Origin of the sequence: Streptomyces sp. NPDC001222, from assembly GCF_042896945.1 — a bacterium.
Taxonomy (GTDB): Bacteria; Actinomycetota; Actinomycetes; order Streptomycetales; family Streptomycetaceae; genus Streptomyces; species Streptomyces gibsoniae.
This window is the reverse complement of the sequence record NZ_JBIAXT010000002.1, coordinates 569,544-586,443: the sequence shown is the minus strand read 5'-3', so window position 1 is coordinate 586,443 and position 16,900 is coordinate 569,544. Positions and strand designations below refer to the sequence as shown.

The following is a 16,900-nucleotide window of genomic DNA, read 5'->3' as shown; positions in this document are numbered from 1 at the left end:
GCCTCCGGGGCGTGGCAGAACAGAGCGCTCTCGCGGACCGCCGTAGAGGAGACAGCGAAAAGCCGGACGCCGCCGTCGTCCGGGACGCCCTCGGGGTCGGGGTGGCCGTCGGCCTGTCCGGCTTCGCCTTCGGGGTCACCTCGGCCGGCAGTGGGCTCACCCTGCCGCAGACCTGCGCGCTCAGCCTCCTGGTGTTCACCGGCGCCTCGCAGTTCGCGCTCGTGGGCGCGCTCGCGGCGGGCGGCAACCCGCTCACGGCGGCCGCGGGCGCCTTCTTCCTGGGCGTGCGGAACGCGTTCTACGGGCTGCGGCTCTCGCAGTTGCTGGCCCTCCCGCGCGCGGTGCGGCCGTTCGCCGCGCAGTGGGTCATCGACGAGACCACCGCCGTGGCGCTCGCCCAGCCGACCCGGCGGAGCGCCCGCATCGGCTTCACCGTGACCGGGCTCACCTTGTACGTGCTGTGGAACCTGACCACGCTGCTGGGGGCCCTCGGCGCGCAGGCGATCGGCGACACCAAGGCGTGGGGGCTGGACGCCGCCGGGCCCGCGGTCTTCCTGGCGCTGCTCGCGCCGATGCTGAGGACGACCGCGGAGCGTGCCGTGGCGGGCGCGGCCGTGGTGCTGGGGCTCGCGCTGCTGCCGGTCCTGCCCGCCGGTGTGCCGGTCCTGGCGGCGGCGCTGGCGGCTCCGGCCGTCCTCATCCTGGAGGGACGTCGGGCGACGGCGAACGTGCGGGGCGCACGGACCGAGACGGTGCGAAAGGCCGACGAGACCCGAGGGGGAGACCGTTGAACGTCTGGATCGCGATCGGCGTCACCGCCGTCGGCTGCTACGCCGTCAAGCTCCTCGGTCTGCTCGTTCCCGCCGGGATCCTGGAGCGGCCGCTCGTCCAGCGGCTCGCGGCCCTGCTGCCCGTCGCCCTGCTGGCCGCCCTCACGGCCCAGCAGACCTTCGCCGACGGCCGTGTCCTGGTACTGGACGCCAGGGCGGCGGGGCTCACCGCGGCCGCCGTCGCCCTGCTCCTGCGCGCCCCGTTCCTGATCGTGGTCGGTGTCGCGGTCGTGGTGACGGCGGGGCTGCGCGCGCTGACGGGCTGAACCGGGTGCCCCGCCCGCCCGAGGAGCAGCGGCCGACGTCAGCCGATGGCCCGCCCGTACGCCCGGAGGGTGAGCAGCGCCTCGATGGTCACCACGGGGCGGCATTCCAGGGCCGTGCCCGGAGCCCACTGCCGCCACCGGACGGGCCAGCCGCCGTCCTCCTGCTGCTCGTCCGTGAGGTGGTCCAGGGCGCGCTCCATCTCCTCGTCGGTGAACCACGCACACGCGAGGGAGTCCGGCGTACGCGCGAAGTCGTACGGGAAGTGGTGCTCGCCCGGCGCGTACCCGCGGGCGACCGGGTACTCCTCCGGACGGCCCGGGTCCAGGCACACGAGCCGCTCCTCCCGTACCAGGCGGCCCAGCCGGTCGGCGGCGGCCTGCGCGCGCGGCCGGTCCGGCGCCGAGTCCAGGAACGCCACCGCGGCCTCCACCTCGTAGGGATGCGACTTCCGCAGGGAGTCGATCGCCTGCCAGCAGAAGTCGGTGGCCCGGAACAGCCACGCGTGCCAGACCTCGTTGCGGTGCAGCAGACCCACCACCGGGCCCGTGGCGAGGAGGTCGCCCGGCGGGTCGTCGACGATGGGCACGAAGGGGGCCGCCGGGTAGCCGCGCTGGCTGGGATGGATCGCCGGGAGGGCACCGTCCGGGGTCGACACGGCCGTCAGATAACGGCACACGCGCTCGACCCGCTGTCCGCCGCAGCGCCCGATCGAGTCCAGGACGCGCAGCGCGTGCGCGGTGTGCAGGGGCTGGCTGACCGGACCCCGCAGATCGGGCTCGAGGGCATGCCCGTACCCCTCGTCCTCGTTGCGGTAGGCGGCCAGCGCGGTCTCCACCGGGTCGGCGCCGCCGCCCAGGAAGTGGTAGGCGAAGCGGCGCTGCTCCAGCACGCGCGCGGTGAGCCAGAGGAACTGCGCGGCGCGGGAGAGCGGGGTGTGCGCCGGGGGTGCGGCGGGGAGTGGGGATGCTCCGGTTTCGGCCATGGCTCAGACCGTAGGACGGAAAGCGGTCCTGGCAAGCGGTCCCGGGCAGGGCCCACTCTCAGGGGCTGGATACTGGAGTCATGCGGTTGACGGTTTTCTGGCAGCGGATGGCGGATCACTTCGGTGAGGCGTACGCCGAGACCTTCGCACGCGATCATGTGATGTCGGCGCTGGGCGGCCGTACGGTGCACGAGGCGCTGGACGCCGGCTGGGAGGCCAAGGACGTGTGGCGGGTGGTGTGCGGGACCATGAACGTTCCGCACGAGAAGCGCTGAACGGGCACGAAGATCCGCAGGCGGTCTCCGGTTGTCGGTGGCGTCGGGGACACTTGCTCCGTGGCCCCGACAGACGAGACCGCACAGGTCCCCCAGCAGGAAGCGCAGCTCGGCACGCCCCAGCCCGACCGGCCCCCGGCGGGTGACGGCGCCGTGCCGGCCGCCCGCATGCCGCGCTGGCTGCCGCGTGCCATGGTGCTGGCGCTCGCCCTCATCGCCGTGTTCCAGCTGGGCAGCTGGGCGTTCCACCAGCTCACCGGCCTGTTGATCAACATCCTCATCGCGTTCTTCCTGGCGCTCGCCATCGAGCCCGCGGTGAGCTGGATGGCCTCCCGTGGCATGCGCCGCGGACTGGCGACCTTCCTGGTCTTCCTCGGTCTCACGATCGCCGTGGCCGGGTTCGTCACCCTGCTCGGCTCGATGCTCGCGGGTCAGATCGTCAGGATGGTCGAGGGCTTCCCGGCCTATCTGGACTCCGTGATCAACTGGATCAACATGACGTTCCACACCAAGCTCAGACGCGTGGACGTCCAGGACAGCCTGATCCACTCCGACTGGCTCAGGAAGTACGTCCAGAACAGCGCGACCGGTGTGCTGGACGTCTCCGCGCAGGTGCTCGGCGGCCTCTTCAGGCTGCTGACGGTCGGGCTGTTCTCGTTCTACTTCGCCGCCGACGGGCCGAGGCTGCGGCGCGGGCTGTGCTCGGTGCTGCCGCCCGCCCGGCAGGCCGAGGTGCTGCGTGCCTGGGAGATCGCGGTCGACAAGACGGGCGGCTATCTGTACTCGCGCGGCCTGATGGCGCTCATCTCGGGCATAGCGCACTACGTCCTGCTGGCGGCGCTCGACATTCCGTACGCGCCCGTGCTCGCCGTCTGGGTCGGGCTGGTCTCGCAGTTCATCCCCACCATCGGCACTTATCTCGCGGGTGCTCTTCCGATGCTGATCGCGTTCACCGTGGCCCCCTGGTACGCGGTGTGGGTGCTGGTCTTCGTCGTGATCTACCAGCAGTTCGAGAACTACATGCTCCAGCCCAAGCTGACCGCGCGGTCCGTGGACATCCACCCTGCGGTCGCCTTCGGGTCGGTCATAGCCGGTACCGCCCTGCTCGGCGCGGTCGGCGCACTGATCGCCATCCCCGCGGTCGCGACGCTCCAGGCGTTCCTGGGCGCGTATGTGAAGCGATACGCCGTCATGGACGACCCCCGGGTCCATGGGCACCGGACGCCGCGGGGCTCCGGAAGCCTGGCCGTGCGGCTGCGGCGGCTCCTGTCCCGCTGAGCGCCGCCGGGATTCACCAGGTGAGCGCCGCCCAGACGCCCGCGCCGAGCACGGCGACCGTGTAGGCGCCGACCGCCGCGCGCAGGACGCGCCGCTTCGCGGTGCCGCTCCAGGCAGTACGGGACAGCAGCCACGTCAGCGCGGGCAGCACCAGCACGGCGTGCAGGCTGACGCCGTGCAGGGGCTTGAGCGGCGCCGTGGAGTGGTACGCCGCCTGTTGGTGACCGGTGCGGGACAGCACGACTCCCCGCGCGATCATCACCGCCCCCGACAACAGTCCCACCATCAGGATCGCGAAGCCGGAGCGCAGCGCGAGCGGCATGCCCGCGGGGCCGTCGGGCCGGTGCCGGAACGCTGCCGCGGCGAACACCGAGAGCACGACGACCAGGACCCCGCCGCCCACCGCGAGCATCATCGCGACCGCGGTGTCGAAGGGCGTGGTGGTGTTGAGGTGCGAGGGCACATGACGCCACGCCTGGAGGGTGATCCCGGCGACCTCCACGACGCAGTCGACGGCGAAGACGACGAGCAGCACGGTGCGCGACCGCGCGCCGATGCGCACATACGAGGTCACCCAGGTGACCGCGATCAACGTCAGCCCGAACGAGAGCCCGAACGTGAAGGGTTTGCGCCAGGAGACAGGGCCGTCCCAGGGGCCGCCGTCGACGGCGAACACCAGCAGATGAACCAGCCCCGACAGCACGAGGGCGGCACCGGTCGCGAGACAGAGCCGCTCGACGGGACGGGCGGCGCGGCACACGGCGCCCGTCCCGTCGACGGGGACGGCGGCCGGGGCGGTGCCGGCGGTCCGGTCCGGGGCGGTGGCGGCGGGGATGCGGATTCCGTGTCGATCCATGGGGACAGCGTCGAGGCGGCGGGCCTGCCGGGTCGTCGTACGACAGGAGACTCCTGCGGTACGCCCCGGGGAGCAGTCTTGGGGTGCGCCGGCGTCCGGGTCGCCCTTTCTGCCGGCGGCGGCCCGCTGCGACGAGGCCTCTCAGCGCAGTGTGTGCAGGCGGGCCCCGGGTGGGCTTGCCGCCGAGGCGGCCGTGGAGGCCGGTCTCTCCGATGACGATGCCGCCGAGGGCTCGCAGCACCGCCCAACCGCGGGTGCGGCGCAGGGTGGCGGCGTCCGGGGCCGGCCGGTAGGCACTGTGGAAGCGTTCGGCGGCGCCGTCCGGCAGCAGTACCCACGAGGCGGCGGGATCACAGGCCGGGTCGCCCGCGCAGAGTCGCCGAAGTCGATCATGCGCAGAAGGTGCCGTCGGCTGTGAGGACGGCGGCCGGATGCAGGTCGCCGTGAAGCCACAGCGCCGGACCTGTCCAGACGGGCGCGGCGGCGGCGTCCTCCTAGACGGCGCGGACGGCGTCCGGGTCGGGGATCATCCCCGGCACGGTGGCCTCGGCCGGCTGCTGGGCGAACGGCTCGGCACGGTCGGTCAGCGGCCCTCCGCGGCCGCGGCCGGTCGGCGCTGAGTCGGGGGCACGCCGATGAAGGGCCCCTCAGGAAGGCGGCCAAGGCGTCGGCCGCCTCCGCAGTGCGCATGGCGGGGGCTCGGTCGGCAGGTGGGCCCGGCACCAGGTGGTGACGATCCAGGGCCGCGGAAACCGCTCCGAGGGTTCGCCGAGTCGCTGCGGGACGGGGACCGGCAGAGGAAGGTGCGGGGCGAGGGAGGGCAGCCAGGTGTGCTCCTTGCGCGGCAGGGCGTCCGCGGACCGCGTCGCCCAGGGCAACCCGGACGGCGAGGTCGTCGCCGAGCCGCCACTGCTGGTTGTCCCAGCCGCGCGCGCCGAGCCGCAACGGGCGATCGGCCAGGTCGGGGTGCCGGCCGTGCAGCAGATCCCGGACCAGCTCCGCGGTGATCTCGATCTCGGTGTGGGTCATGCGGAGCCACGGTGGTCCGACGGTGACTCACCGTTTGGGGCGATCCGCGCTCCGTGCCGAGGAACGTAGGCTCGGAGATGCGTGCGGTGCGCTTGACATGAAAATCGAACATCCATTCTTATGGAGCTTCCGGCTCAGTTCTCCGCGGGGCTTCGACAGGGTTTTCATGGAGAAGTGCCCGAGTTATCCACAGGCCGGACGAGCGTCGGGGCGCATTGTCAGTGGCAGGCGTTAGCGTCTTTGACGTGAAGCGATCGACTCAAGCAAACCGGGTGGAACCCATGGCAGGTACGGACCGCGAGAAGGCCCTGGACGCCGCGCTCGCACAGATTGAACGGCAATTCGGCAAGGGCGCGGTCATGCGCATGGGTGAGCGCTCCAGGGAGCCCATCGAGGTCATCCCGACCGGGTCGACCGCGCTCGACGTGGCCCTCGGCGTCGGCGGCCTTCCCCGCGGCCGAGTGGTGGAGATCTACGGACCGGAGTCCTCCGGTAAGACGACCCTGACCCTGCACGCGGTGGCGAACGCACAGAAGGCGGGCGGCCAGGTCGCCTTCGTGGACGCCGAGCACGCCCTCGACCCCGAGTACGCGCGCAAGCTGGGCGTCGACATCGACAACCTGATCCTCTCCCAGCCGGACAACGGCGAGCAGGCGCTGGAGATCGTGGACATGCTGGTCCGCTCCGGTGCTCTCGACCTCATCGTCATCGACTCCGTCGCCGCGCTCGTCCCGCGTGCGGAGATCGAGGGCGAGATGGGCGACAGCCACGTGGGTCTGCAGGCCCGTCTGATGAGCCAGGCCCTGCGGAAGATCACCAGCGCGCTCAACCAGTCGAAGACCACCGCGATCTTCATCAACCAGCTCCGCGAGAAGATCGGCGTGATGTTCGGCTCCCCGGAGACCACGACCGGTGGCCGGGCGCTGAAGTTCTACGCGTCGGTGCGTATCGACATCCGCCGCATCGAGACCCTGAAGGACGGCACGGAAGCGGTCGGCAACCGCACCCGCTGCAAGGTCGTCAAGAACAAGGTCGCCCCGCCCTTCAAGCAGGCCGAGTTCGACATCCTCTACGGACAGGGCATCAGCCGTGAGGGCGGCCTGATCGACATGGGCGTCGAGCACGGCTTCGTCCGCAAGGCCGGCGCCTGGTACACGTACGAGGGCGACCAGCTCGGCCAGGGCAAGGAGAACGCGCGCAACTTCCTGAAGGACAACCCCGACCTGGCCAACGAGATCGAGAAGAAGATCAAGGAGAAGCTGGGCGTCGGCGTGCGTCCCGAGGAGCCCGCCGCCGAGCCGGGCGCGGACGCGGCGAGCGGCACGACCGCGGCCACGGCCGAGGACACCGCCAAGGCGGCGCCCGCGGCGACGGCCAAGACGACCAAGGCCAAGGCTCCGGCGGCCAAGAGCTGACCCGTGACACGACGAACCGACTGGGCCGAAGTCGCCTTCCCGGTGGCCCCGCAGGGGCGGGGGAGCCGGGGCGAGGGAGGATCGGCCGAGGACGGCGACGGGGCGCACGACGACATGTGGGGTGACGCGCATGCCCAGGGGGCGGGCGCTCCGCGTGACGACGGCCGTGCGCGCGGGGGGCGCGGACGAGGGCGGCGGCGCGGTTTCGGGGAACCGGCCGACGGCCCACAGGACGGAGGGCTGTCTTTCTCGTCGAGGGCCGAGAAGGGGGAGCCCCCGGCGGCGGACCCGGTGGAGCAGGCACGGGCGATCTGTCTGCGCCTGCTCACCGGGAGCCCGCGCACGCGCAGGCAGCTCGCGGACGCCCTGCGCAAGCGGGAGATCCCCGAGGAGGTGGCGGAGGAGGTGCTGTCGAGGTTCGAGGAGGTCGGCCTCATCGACGACGGTGCCTTCGCGGAGGCCTGGGTGGAGTCCCGGCACCACGGCCGGGGCCTGGCCCGCCGGGCGCTCGCGCGGGAGCTGCGTACCAAGGGCGTGGACTCCACGCTGATCGACGAAGCGGTGGGACAGCTCGACAGCGAGCAGGAGGAGGCCACCGCGCGGGAACTCGTCGCCCGCAAACTGCGCGCGACACGGGGGCTGGAGCGCGACAAGCGCCTGCGCCGCCTCGCGGGCATGCTCGCTCGCAAGGGCTACCCCGAGGGCATGGCCCTACGGGTGGTCCGCCAGGCGCTGGAGGACGAGGGGGAGGACATGGAAGAGCTGGGGGACGGGGAGTTCTGAGCCCACGAGCCGCTCGGCGGCACGATGGGCCCTGTACGGTCCGGTGGGACCGGGCACGGGACGAGAGCCCTGGACACGGTGGACGCGCGGGGGCGCCGATCGCGTCCAGGGCTCGAAGGCCCGTGGGCCGGCCGGCAGGCCCTACGGCGTCACCGGCAACCCCGCCGCCTTCCAGGACTGGAAGCCGCCCACGAGGTCCGTAGCGCGATGCAGGCCCAGTTGGCGCAGGGAGACGGCGGCGAGGCTCGAGGCGTAGCCCTCGTTGCAGACGATCACCACGCGCAGGTCGTGGCTCGTGGCTTCGGGGACGCGATGGCTGCCCTGGGGATCCAGGCGCCACTCCAGTTCGTTGCGCTCGATGACGAGGGCGCCCGGGATCAGCCCGTCACGGTCGCGCAGGGCCGCGTACCGGATGTCCACGAGCAGAGCGTCCCCGGCGTGTGCGGCGTCGTAGGCCTGCTTGGCCTCCACGCGGTCCAGGCCCTCACGGACCCGCTCCAGCAACGCATCGATACCTAGGGGGCTTTCGGGTAGGGACGTCACTGCCAGTCCTCCGGACGCTCGATCTGTTCCAGACGCAGTACCTGCCTTGTGCGACTGTAGCGGCGGATCTGCGGCAGGGGCGGGTAGTAGGCGTGGACCGAGATCGCATGCCGGTCGGTGGACTCGTTGAGCACCTCATGCACGTGGTGCCGTCCGAAGGAGCGGCCGTTGCCCGCCGACAGCCGCCGCTCGCGGTCCACCCCCTCGGTGAGTTCCAGGGTCCGCCAGCCGTCGGACGGCAGCCGGGCCGCGAGGGAGTTCTCCTTCAGTTCGCCCGAGGCGGTGACGAAGGCGCCCACCGAGTCGGCGTGGTCGTGCCAGCCGGTGCCCGTGCCGGGGGGCCAGCCGATCAGCCACGCCTCGCTGCCTCCGGGGCCCTCCAGGCGTACCCAGGTACGGCCCTCGGGGTCGAGCGGGAGCGAGGAGACCAGTTCCGCGTTCGCGGCCGTCCGGCGTACGAAGTCGAGCAACTCGGCCTGGCCGGGCGCCTGAGGGGGAGCGGAGACCGACGAGGCGGGGGGAGACGAGACAAGGGAGACCGATGAGACAGAAGGGTGCACAGACACGGGGACCGTCCTGAGGTTCGCGTGAGGGCGCGCGGTGGTGCCAGACGGCGCGCGCGGGTGAAAAGGGTGCGAGATCAGCAGGACGGGCGACACACGCAGCCCGCATAGCGGACGAGGTCCATATGGACCCTCCGCCACAGGCGCACACAGGTGTCGGTCACGATCCGGAGTAGACCATGGAGGTGGCGACCGGTCAACTCACCGTCACTATGTGGACGCCACGGTGACCGTGTGTTCGACGGAGAGCATTCCCCGGCCCCTCAGCCGTGCCCGGAACGTCCCTGAGTCGTGTCCGGTATGCCCCTGAGCCGCCTTCAACCGTGCCCGGAACACCCCTCAGCCCGCGTTCGCCGCCGCCTGTTCCTTCGCCGGGCCGCCCAGTGTCGCCTCCGCCGCCTGGTACAGGTCCGCCGGCCGCACCCCGCTCAGTGCCGTCACCAAGTGGCCGTCCGGGCGGACCAGAAGGACCGTGTGGGCGGCCGCCCCCGGATAGCTCTCGGCGACCAGCAGTTCGGCGGGATGCGGCAGGGCCGTCACCGCCGCCGCCAGCCGGGGCATGATCCCGGCCGACACCCAGTGCCTGCGCTCCCACACCCCGGTGCCCGGCGCCACCAGCACCACCAGCAGCGATCCCCGCCCCAGCCGATCTCGCAGCCGTACGGACGAACCGTCCTCGGCCGTCACCCGCACATCCGCGACCGCCGCCCCGGGCTCGGTGTCCACCGGTGCCTCCGACTCGCCGGCCGCGGGCTGGAGCGGTGAGCCGGCGTAGGCGCCCGGCGCGCCCAGCGCCCCGCGCCCCAGATGGCCGTCCGCGAGCAGCGCGTCCTGGCCGCGCGCGGTCCCGGGAACGTAGGACCGCAGGGGGCCGCCGCCGCGCAGCAACGGCAGTGCCTGGTCGGCGGCGCGCAGCCGGGCCGCGACCACGGCGCGGCGCTCGGTCTGATAGCTGTCGAGCAGGGTCTCGTGCGAGCCGTGGTGCCAGGCCAGCGCCAGCTTCCAGGCGAGGTTGTCCACGTCCCTGAGCCCCTCGTCCAGACCGTGGGTGCCGAGCGCGCCCAGCAGATGGGCGGCGTCCCCGGCGAGAAAGACCCGGCCGACGCGCCAGCGGCGGGCGAGCCGGTGGTGGACGGTGTGGACGCCCGTGTCCAGCAGGTCGTAGGCGGGGGTGGAGCCCCCGTGCCAGCCCTCGAGCGTCTCCCGGACGAGGGTCACCAGCAGCTCTGGCGTGACCAGGTCCTTGCCCGGCGGCAGCAGCCAGTCCAGGCGCCATACGCCGTCGGGCAGCGGGCGCGCACTGATCTCGCCGATCGCCGTACCCGGTGCCCGCCATGGCGGCGTCCGGTGCAGCAACGCCTCGCCGGGCCAGGGCAGTTCGGTGCGCAACGCCGCCACGGCATGGCGTTCCACGGCCGTACGCCCCGGGAAGCGGATGTCCAGGAGCTTGCGCACCGTCGAGCGTGGTCCGTCGCAGCCGACCAGATGACTGCCGCGCCACCAGGTGCCCCGGGGGCCCCGGGTGTGCGCCGTGACCCCGAAGGGCTCCTGCTCGACGCAGTCCAGCCGGCTCTCCACCGCGACCTCGATCAGGGGTTCGCGGGCGATGGCCGCGCGCAGGGCGCCGGTGAGGACATGCTGGGCGATGTGCAGGGGGGCCGGCCGGTCGGCGACCTCGGCCTCCTCCGCCGTACCGTTCCGGCTCTCGGCGCCGCCGTATCCGCCCCCGTGCCGCTCCGGTGCGCCACCGGCCGGTGGGAACACGACCTCACGGGTCGTCTGCCTGCGCCGCATCGACCGCCAACCGGTCCAGCGCAGCCCGGCTCCCGTGAGCGGCATCCCGGCCAATCGTTCCGTCAGCGCGGTGGTGTCCTCACGCAGCACGACCGTGCGCGCGGCGCGCTGCTCGTCCTTGCCGGGGCCCTCGTCGAGGACGACGGACGGCACTTCCTGACGCGCCAGTGCGAGTGCGAGCGCGAGCCCCACGGGCCCCGCTCCCACGATGATCACCGGGTCCACGGCGCGGCGCCCCCTGCCCTGAGCGGTGCCCTGAGGGACGTACGGGAACAGGCAGTTGGAGCAGGGTGCACGATCACAGAACGTATGCAACCCACTGCCGCTGCGCCCGTCAAGCGAGCAGGGCAGTGGCGTGACGCCACTGCCCTGCGGGACGGACGGTTCGAGGAACCGGTCGCTCCGGCGGTCAGGTCGACGGAGGATCGGTCCACGACCGCCTGAGGAACCGTCAGGCGTTGATGCCCGTCGACTCCGCGCCATTGACGGCCGCCGGTGCCAGCACCGCTCCGGTCGACTTCTTGGCCCGCCGCAGTCGCTTCTCCAGCCAGGCCGCGAACATCGACAGAGCGAAGTTGACCACGAGGAACAAGAGGGCCACGATCGTGAAGCTGGCGATGGTGTTGGCGCCGTAGTAGGAGCTCATCGGCGAGACCGAGGACAGCAGTTCGGGGAACGTGAGAACCGCGCCGCCGAGCGCCGTGTCCTTCACGGTCACCACCAACTGGCTGACGATGGCCGGCAGCATCGCGGTGACCGCCTGCGGCAGCAGGATCAGCCGCATGACCTGGTTCTTGCGCAGACCGATCGCCAGCGCGGCCTCGGACTGGCCCTTCGGCTGGGCCAGGATGCCCGCGCGGACGATCTCCGCGAGGACGGAGGCGTTGTAGAGGACCAGGCCGGTGACCACCGCGTACAGCGGGCGGTCGTCCGCGGCGACGTTCGTGTACTGGGCGAACAGGGCGTTGCTGAAGATCATGAGAACGAGCACCGGAATGGCGCGGAAGAATTCCACCACGATCGCGACGGGAACCCTGATCCAGGCGTGATCGGAGAGCCGGGCGATGCCCAGGACCGCGCCCAGTGGCAGTGCTATGAGCACCGCCAGGGCCGCCGCCTCGAGCGTGTTCTGCAGACCCGGCAACAGATACGTCGTCCAGGCCTCCGTCCCGCTGAAGAACGGCTGCCACTGCGCCCAGTCCAGTTGGCCCTTGGCGTCGAGGCTGGTGTACACCCACCATGCCAGGGCGGCCAGGACGGCGGCGAACAGCACGGTCCAGACGACGTTGCGCCGTTTGGCCCGGGGCCCCGGGGCGTCGTAGAGGACGGAACTCATCGCTTCACCGCCAGCTTCTTGCCCACCCAGCCGAAGATCAGGCCGGTCGGCAGCACCAGGCACACGAACCCGAAACCGATCACCGCGGAGATCAGCAGGAACTGAGCCTCGTTCTCGATCATCTTCTTCATCAGCAGAGCCGCCTCGGCGACACCGATCGCGGCGGCCACGGTGGTGTTCTTGGTCAGCGCGATCAGCACGTTCGCCAGCGGGATCACGACCGCACGGAACGCCTGCGGCAGGATCACCAGCGTGAGGACCTGAGTGAACGTCAGCCCCAGAGCGCGAGCCGCCTCCGCCTGCCCGACAGGCACGGTGTTGATGCCGGCCCGCAGCGCCTCGCACACGAACGTCGCGGTGTAGGCGCTCAGACCGAGCACCGCCAGCCGGAAGTTGATGGTGACGAAGTCCGAGGCGCCCAGATTGACCCCCAGGGTCTGGTTGAGTCCCAGGGAGGTGAAGAGGATGATCACGGTCAGCGGGATGTTCCGCACGATGTTCACGTAGGCGGTCCCGAAACCGCGCATCACCGGCACCGGGCTGACCCGCATCGCGGCCAGCACAGTGCCCCAGATCAGGGAGCCGACCGCGGAGAGGACGGTGAGCTGAACCGTCCCCCAGAACGCTCCCAGCAGGTCGTAGCGATCAAGAAAGTCGAACATGAGGTCCCGCGCTTCCGCGTGTCGGACAGGCCGGGGTGCGCCGCCCACCGGGGGCGGCGCACGGTCGTCAGGCCCTGCTTACTGGACGATGTTGCCGATCTTCGGCGCGGGCTCGTTCTTGTAGTCGGCGGGGCCGAAGTTCTTCTCCACGGCGGTCTTCCACGAGCCGTCCGAGACCATCTTCTCCAGGGCGGTGTTGATCTTCGCCTTGAGGTCGCTGCCCTTCTTGACGCCGATGCCGTAGTTCTCGTTGGTCATCTTGAAGCCGCCGAGCTTGAACTTGCCCTTGAAGGCGGCCTGCGAGGCGTAGCCGGCGAGGATCGAGTCGTCGGTGGTCAGCGCGTCGACGGCGCCGTTCTGCAGACCCGTCAGACATGCCGAGTAGGTCGGGTACTGCTGCAGCTGGGCCTTCGGCGCGAGCTTGTCATGGACGTTCTGCGCCGAGGTCGAGCCCGTCACCGAGCACAGCTTCTTCGAGTTCAGGTCCGAGGGCGCCTTGATCTTGTTGTCGTCGGCGCGGAGCAGCACGTCCTGGTGGGCGAGCAGGTAGGGGCCCGCGAAGTCGACCTTCTGCTGGCGCGCCGGGGTGATCGAGTACGAGGCGGCGATGAAGTCGACGTCACCGCGCTGCAGCATGGTCTCGCGGTCGGCGCTCTTCGACTCCTTCCACTCGATCTGGTCCGCGCTGTAGCCGAGCTGCTTGGCGACGTACGTGGCGACGTCCACGTCGAAGCCGGTGTAACCCTGCGGCGTCTTCTGGCCGATGCCGGGCTGGTCGAACTTGATGCCGATCTTGATGGTCTTGCCGCCGCCCGAGGACGACCCGCCGTCCTTCTTGTCGCCGGATCCGCAGGCCGTGGCGGCGGTGGCGAGGGCGAGCACGGCGACCGTGGCGGCGGTGACCTTGCGGAACTTCATGTGAACATCCTTTGAGTGGTGAGGAACGAGGTCCGTCAGGGAGGGCGCCCCGGCTGGTGAGAACGCCGGGGCCCGCGCCGTCAGTGGTGCAGGATCTTGGAGAGGAAGTCCTTGGCCCGGTCGCTGCGCGGGTTGCTGAAGAACTGGTCGGGGGCGGCCTGTTCGACGATCCGGCCGTCAGCCATGAAGACCACGCGGTTCGCAGCCGATCGTGCGAACCCCATCTCGTGGGTGACGACGATCATCGTCATGCCGTCCTGGGCGAGCTGCTGCATGACCTCCAGGACCTCGTTGATCATCTCGGGGTCGAGGGCGGAGGTGGGCTCGTCGAAGAGCATGACCTTCGGGTCCATCGCCAGGGCGCGCGCGATGGCGACGCGCTGCTGCTGGCCGCCGGACAGCTGGGCGGGGTACTTGTCGGCCTGGGTGGCCACGCCGACCCGGTCGAGCAGGGCGCGGGCCTTCTCCTCGGCCTGCTTCTTGTCCGTCTTGCGGACCTTGATCTGGCCCAGCATGACGTTCTCGAGCACGGTCTTGTGCGCGAAGAGGTTGAAGGACTGGAAGACCATGCCGACGTCGGAGCGCAGCCGGGCCAGTTCCCTGCCTTCCTGGGGCAGCGGCTTGCCGTCGATCGCGATGGTGCCCGAATCGATCGTCTCCAGGCGGTTGATGGTGCGGCACAGGGTGGACTTTCCCGACCCCGAGGGGCCGATGACCACGACGACCTCACCACGGGTGATGGTCAGGTCGATGTCCTGGAGCACGTGCAACGCGCCGAAGTGCTTGTTGACGCTCTTCAGGACGACCAGTTCGTCGGTCGCGGCCACCGAGTCCTTGGCCACCGATGCTGCGGTCATTACTGGTTGGCTCCGTCCTCACTCGGTTTCGGAGGACAGTAGTGAGGCCGCGCGACCAGCGTCATTACATCTGAGGGAGATCTGAGCATCACGATCCGATAGCGATCGTTCACCTGTCGTAGTCACCGTATGCCGCCCGCGTACCGGCTGAATAACGGAAGGCGCCCGCAACCGGATCCCTCTTGACGCCGTCCTTGTTCATCGGCGTGACTGCCTTGGTGCACGCGCCCGCGTGCATTCGTTCGCACGGATGACGCTTTCCGCCTTCGGGCGGATGACGTCTTTCGGGTACAGACGGCCCCTTCCCGGGAGAGGATGCGGGCCGGCTCTTGTACAGGGTGAAGGCGAACAGGACCGTGGACCGAGAGATCCGGAGGGGGCCGGCATGAAACTGCTTCTCGTCGAGGACGACAACCACGTCGCGGCCGCCCTGTCCGCCGTGCTCGCGCGACACGGCTTCGACGTGACCCACGCCCGCAACGGTGAGGAGGCCCTGCGGGCGCTGGTCCCCGAGGGTGCCGGATTCGGTGTCGTCCTGCTCGACCTGGGCCTGCCCGACCAGGACGGCTACGAGGTCTGCGGGAAGATCCGCAAGCGCGCCAACATCCCGGTGATCATGGTGACCGCGCGCTCCGACGTGCGTTCCCGGATCCACGGCCTGAACCTCGGCGCCGACGACTACGTGGTCAAGCCGTACGACACCGGGGAGCTGCTCGCGCGCATCCACGCCGTCAGCAGGCGCATCCCGCACCTGGACGACACCGGCGCCACCGAGACCGTGCTGCGCCTCGGCCAGATGCAGATCGAACTGCCCACCCGCCGGGTCAGCGTGGACGGTTCGGTGGTCCAGCTCACCCGCAAGGAGTTCGATCTGCTCGCCCTGCTGGCCCAGCGCCCCGGCGTGGTCTTCCGTCGCGAGCAGATCATCAGCGAGGTCTGGCAGACCAGCTGGGAGGGGACCGGACGCACCCTGGAGGTGCATGTCGCCTCCCTTCGCTCCAAGCTGCGGATGCCCGCGCTGATCGAGACCGTGCGAGGCGTCGGGTACCGGCTCGTCGCCCCGGTCGCCTAGCGGGGGACGGGTGGGCGCACGACTGCTTCCGCTGCTCATCGTCCTGATGGCGGCCGTGCTGCTCGCGCTCGGTGTCCCGCTCGCGGTGAGCCTCGCCGCCGCGCAGCAGCAACGGGTCGTCGTCGACCGGATCGACGACACGGCGCGCTTCGCGGCCCTCGCGCAGTTCGTCACCGACCGGCCCGCGGCAGGCTCCCTGGTGGGGACCGAGGACGAACGTGGTGAGACCCTGCGCAAGGAACTCGCCATGTACTACGGCGTCTACGGCATCCGCGCGGGTGTCTTCTACCGCGACGACGTACCGATGGCCAACGCGCCGGAGGACTGGTACCTGCCGCAGGAGGGCGACGGCCGCGACGCCTTCAACGAGGCCCTGCTCGGCCGCCGCAGCCATGACCCGGAGCAGGTGTGGCCCTGGCAGCGGACCCGGCTCGTGGTCGCCTCCCCGGTCATCCGCGACGGCGACGTCATCGCCGTCGTCGTCACCGAGTCGCCCACCGGGCAGATGCGGTCGCGCATCCTGCACGGCTGGCTGTTCATCGGCGCCGGGGAGATCGCCGCGATGCTGCTGGCGGTGGGCGCGGCGCTGCGTCTGACGGGCTGGGTCCTCCGGCCCGTACGGGTCCTGGACGCGACGACCCACGACATCGCGACCGGGCGCCTCAAGTCCCGGGTCGCCGCCGCCGGCGGGCCGCCGGAACTCCGACGGCTGGCCCGGTCGTTCAACGAGATGGCGGACAACGTCGAGGAAGTCCTGGAGCAGCAGCGCGCGTTCGTCGCCGACGCCTCCCACCAGTTGCGCAATCCGCTCTCCGCGCTGCTGCTCCGCATCGAGCTGCTCGCCCTCGAACTGCCGGAGGGCAACGAGGAGATCGCCTCGGTGCAGACCGAGGGCAAGCGCCTCGCGCAGGTCCTCGACGACCTGCTCGACCTGGCGCTCGCCGAGCATGCCGAGGCCGACCTGAGGGTCACCGACGTGGGCGCGCTGGCCGCCGAGCGGGTCGCGGCGTGGAATCCGACGGCCGAGGCCAGGGGCGTACGGCTGATCGGGAACTGCCCGGCCACCACCGCCTGGGCCGACCCCGTCACGTTGTCCAGCGCCCTGGACGCCGTCATCGACAACGCGGTGAAGTTCACCCCGGAGGGGGAGTGCGTCAAGGTCGAGGTCGCGGCGGACGGCGCGTGGGCCACGGTGGTGGTCACCGACTGCGGCCCCGGACTCGGCGACGAGGAACTGGCCCGCATCGGGGACCGCTTCTGGCGCAGCGCGGCACATCAGAACATCAAGGGCTCGGGGCTCGGGCTGTCGATCTCACGGACGCTGCTCGCGGCGGGCGGGGGATCGATCGCGTACGCGCACCACGAGCCGCACGGGCTGAAGGTGACGGTCACGGTGCCGCGGACGGTGAGCGCGGGCGGATCGTCCGGTTCGTGAGGACG

The 16,900-nt window shown here is 71.0% G+C and carries 18 protein-coding genes and 1 pseudogene; 8 read left to right on the top strand and 11 right to left on the bottom strand.

Going from position 1 to position 16,900, the window contains the following annotated elements; genetic code table 11:
- Positions 1–11 precede the first annotated feature (11 nt).
- Both ACFY2Z_RS05660 and ACFY2Z_RS05655 read left to right on the top strand, forming a co-directional pair.
- Positions 12–791 carry an AzlC family ABC transporter permease gene (locus ACFY2Z_RS05660; protein WP_390742886.1) on the top strand — a complete coding sequence of 260 codons (780 nt, stop codon included), beginning with the start codon at positions 12–14 and terminating at the stop codon, positions 789–791.
- Positions 788–1,096 (top strand): AzlD domain-containing protein, encoded by a 309-nt coding sequence (locus ACFY2Z_RS05655; RefSeq protein WP_390742885.1) that lies wholly within the window; start codon positions 788–790, stop codon positions 1,094–1,096. The genes ACFY2Z_RS05660 and ACFY2Z_RS05655 overlap by 4 nt, the downstream gene beginning before the upstream one ends.
- Before the next feature lie 38 nt (positions 1,097–1,134).
- Here ACFY2Z_RS05655 and ACFY2Z_RS05650 read toward each other — a convergent pair whose 3' ends face one another.
- Positions 1,135–2,079, bottom strand: a complete 945-nt coding sequence (locus ACFY2Z_RS05650; protein WP_390742884.1) for a hypothetical protein — start codon at positions 2,077–2,079, stop codon at positions 1,135–1,137.
- An 80-nt stretch (positions 2,080–2,159) separates the two neighbouring features.
- Between ACFY2Z_RS05650 and ACFY2Z_RS05645 the strand changes: the two genes are divergently transcribed.
- Positions 2,160–2,354: a DUF3046 domain-containing protein gene (locus ACFY2Z_RS05645; protein WP_390742883.1), complete on the top strand. Its 195-nt coding sequence runs from the start codon at positions 2,160–2,162 to the stop codon at positions 2,352–2,354.
- Between the two features lie 60 nt (positions 2,355–2,414).
- On the top strand, positions 2,415–3,632 hold the full coding sequence (locus ACFY2Z_RS05640; protein WP_390742882.1) for an AI-2E family transporter: 1,218 nt from the start codon (positions 2,415–2,417) through the stop codon (positions 3,630–3,632).
- A gap of 13 nt (positions 3,633–3,645) precedes the next feature.
- On the opposite strand, the gene ACFY2Z_RS05635 is transcribed toward ACFY2Z_RS05640, so the two are convergent.
- Both ACFY2Z_RS05635 and ACFY2Z_RS05630 read right to left on the bottom strand, forming a co-directional pair.
- Complete coding sequence (locus ACFY2Z_RS05635) at positions 3,646–4,488, bottom strand: hypothetical protein (protein WP_390742881.1); 843 nt, start codon at positions 4,486–4,488, stop codon at positions 3,646–3,648.
- A 115-nt stretch (positions 4,489–4,603) separates the two neighbouring features.
- Positions 4,604–5,517, bottom strand: a pseudogene (locus ACFY2Z_RS05630) (phosphotransferase); the annotation flags it as partial.
- 281 nt (positions 5,518–5,798) lie between these two features.
- Between ACFY2Z_RS05630 and recA the strand changes: the two are divergent.
- Together recA and recX are read left to right on the top strand one after the other, a co-directional pair.
- A complete protein-coding gene (gene recA / locus ACFY2Z_RS05625) occupies positions 5,799–6,932 on the top strand; it encodes a recombinase RecA (protein WP_390742880.1) in 1,134 nt (377 codons plus the stop codon).
- Between the two features lie 3 nt (positions 6,933–6,935).
- Entirely contained in the window at positions 6,936–7,715 is a 780-nt protein-coding gene (gene recX / locus ACFY2Z_RS05620; protein ID WP_390742879.1) for a recombination regulator RecX, read from the top strand.
- Positions 7,716–7,856: 141 nt separating this feature from the next.
- Here recX and ACFY2Z_RS05615 read toward each other — a convergent pair whose 3' ends face one another.
- The 8 genes from ACFY2Z_RS05615 to ACFY2Z_RS05580 form a co-directional block, all read right to left on the bottom strand.
- Complete coding sequence (locus ACFY2Z_RS05615) at positions 7,857–8,258, bottom strand: rhodanese-like domain-containing protein (protein ID WP_390742878.1); 402 nt, start codon at positions 8,256–8,258, stop codon at positions 7,857–7,859.
- Positions 8,255–8,824, bottom strand: coding sequence for a cysteine dioxygenase (locus tag ACFY2Z_RS05610; protein WP_390742877.1), 570 nt, complete (start codon positions 8,822–8,824; stop codon positions 8,255–8,257). The genes ACFY2Z_RS05615 and ACFY2Z_RS05610 overlap by 4 nt, the downstream gene beginning before the upstream one ends.
- Before the next feature lie 74 nt (positions 8,825–8,898).
- On the bottom strand, positions 8,899–8,946 hold the full coding sequence (locus ACFY2Z_RS05605; protein WP_309506048.1) for a hypothetical protein: 48 nt from the start codon (positions 8,944–8,946) through the stop codon (positions 8,899–8,901).
- A 214-nt stretch (positions 8,947–9,160) separates the two neighbouring features.
- The gene (locus ACFY2Z_RS05600) at positions 9,161–10,840 is read right to left on the bottom strand and encodes an FAD-dependent monooxygenase (protein WP_390742876.1); all 1,680 of its coding nucleotides are present in this window, start codon (positions 10,838–10,840) and stop codon (positions 9,161–9,163) included.
- A gap of 226 nt (positions 10,841–11,066) precedes the next feature.
- The gene (locus ACFY2Z_RS05595; protein ID WP_390742875.1) at positions 11,067–11,951 is read right to left on the bottom strand and encodes an amino acid ABC transporter permease; all 885 of its coding nucleotides are present in this window, start codon (positions 11,949–11,951) and stop codon (positions 11,067–11,069) included.
- Positions 11,948–12,613, bottom strand: coding sequence for an amino acid ABC transporter permease (locus ACFY2Z_RS05590; protein ID WP_390742874.1), 666 nt, complete (start codon positions 12,611–12,613; stop codon positions 11,948–11,950). Before ACFY2Z_RS05590 ends, ACFY2Z_RS05595 begins: the two co-directional genes overlap by 4 nt.
- 78 nt (positions 12,614–12,691) lie before the next feature.
- Positions 12,692–13,531, bottom strand: coding sequence for a glutamate ABC transporter substrate-binding protein (locus ACFY2Z_RS05585; protein ID WP_390742873.1), 840 nt, complete (start codon positions 13,529–13,531; stop codon positions 12,692–12,694).
- Positions 13,532–13,611: 80 nt separating this feature from the next.
- On the bottom strand, positions 13,612–14,388 hold the full coding sequence (locus ACFY2Z_RS05580; protein ID WP_390742872.1) for an amino acid ABC transporter ATP-binding protein: 777 nt from the start codon (positions 14,386–14,388) through the stop codon (positions 13,612–13,614).
- 385 nt (positions 14,389–14,773) lie between these two features.
- Here ACFY2Z_RS05580 and ACFY2Z_RS05575 point away from each other — a divergent pair, with 385 nt between their 5' ends.
- Positions 14,774–15,460, top strand: coding sequence for a response regulator transcription factor (locus ACFY2Z_RS05575; RefSeq protein WP_390742871.1), 687 nt, complete (start codon positions 14,774–14,776; stop codon positions 15,458–15,460).
- Positions 15,461–15,470: 10 nt separating this feature from the next.
- Positions 15,471–16,895 (top strand): ATP-binding protein, encoded by a 1,425-nt coding sequence (locus tag ACFY2Z_RS05570; RefSeq protein WP_390742870.1) that lies wholly within the window; start codon positions 15,471–15,473, stop codon positions 16,893–16,895.
- Positions 16,896–16,900: the final 5 nt, after the last annotated feature.

What these genes read in the sequence shown, in the direction of transcription:
- ACFY2Z_RS05590 (WP_390742874.1), bottom strand. Translation starts at nt 12,613, where the DNA reads ATGTTCGACTTTCTTGATCGCTACGACCTGCTGGGAGCGTTCTGGGGG.
- ACFY2Z_RS05650 (WP_390742884.1), bottom strand. Translation starts at nt 2,079, where the DNA reads ATGGCCGAAACCGGAGCATCCCCACTCCCCGCCGCACCCCCGGCGCAC.
- recA (WP_390742880.1), top strand. Translation starts at nt 5,799, where the DNA reads ATGGCAGGTACGGACCGCGAGAAGGCCCTGGACGCCGCGCTCGCACAG.
- ACFY2Z_RS05645 (WP_390742883.1), top strand. Translation starts at nt 2,160, where the DNA reads ATGCGGTTGACGGTTTTCTGGCAGCGGATGGCGGATCACTTCGGTGAG.
- ACFY2Z_RS05575 (WP_390742871.1), top strand. Translation starts at nt 14,774, where the DNA reads ATGAAACTGCTTCTCGTCGAGGACGACAACCACGTCGCGGCCGCCCTG.
- ACFY2Z_RS05580 (WP_390742872.1), bottom strand. Translation starts at nt 14,388, where the DNA reads ATGACCGCAGCATCGGTGGCCAAGGACTCGGTGGCCGCGACCGACGAA.
- ACFY2Z_RS05585 (WP_390742873.1), bottom strand. Translation starts at nt 13,531, where the DNA reads ATGAAGTTCCGCAAGGTCACCGCCGCCACGGTCGCCGTGCTCGCCCTC.
- ACFY2Z_RS05635 (WP_390742881.1), bottom strand. Translation starts at nt 4,488, where the DNA reads ATGGATCGACACGGAATCCGCATCCCCGCCGCCACCGCCCCGGACCGG.
- ACFY2Z_RS05595 (WP_390742875.1), bottom strand. Translation starts at nt 11,951, where the DNA reads ATGAGTTCCGTCCTCTACGACGCCCCGGGGCCCCGGGCCAAACGGCGC.